Origin of the sequence: Escherichia sp. AM3, assembly GCF_032029835.1 — a bacterium.
Taxonomy (GTDB): Bacteria; Pseudomonadota; Gammaproteobacteria; order Enterobacterales; family Enterobacteriaceae; genus Escherichia; species Escherichia coli.
The window spans coordinates 1-311 of the sequence record NZ_JAVUPQ010000789.1 but is presented as its reverse complement, the minus strand read 5'-3'; the positions used below and the strand labels follow the sequence as shown (position 1 = coordinate 311).

Below are 311 nucleotides of genomic sequence, written 5' to 3'. Positions count from 1 at the left end.
ATGACTGGGGTGAAGTCGTAACAAGGTAACCGTAGGGGAACCTGCGGTTGGATCACCTCCTTACCTTAAAGAAGCGTTCTTTGAAGTGCTCACACAGATTGTCTGATGAAAAGTGAATAGCAAGGCGTTTACGCGTTGGGAGTGAGGCTGAAGAGAATAAGGCCGTTCGCTTTCTATTAATGAAAGCTCACCCTACACGAAAATATCACGCAACGCGTGATAAGCAATTTTCGTGTCCCCTTCGTCTAGAGGCCCAGGACACCGCCCTTTCACGGCGGTAACAGGGGTTCGAATCCCCTAGGGGACGCCAC

Annotated in this window: 1 tRNA gene and 1 rRNA gene; both read left to right on the top strand. The window is 50.5% G+C overall.

Features of this window, described 5'->3' with window-relative positions:
• Window positions 1-63, top strand: a 16S ribosomal RNA gene (locus tag RTW80_RS28380); the annotation flags it as partial.
• 171 nt (window positions 64-234) lie between these two features.
• Window positions 235-310: transfer RNA gene (locus RTW80_RS28375), tRNA-Glu, on the top strand.
• The last annotated feature ends 1 nt before the right edge of the window (window position 311 follow it).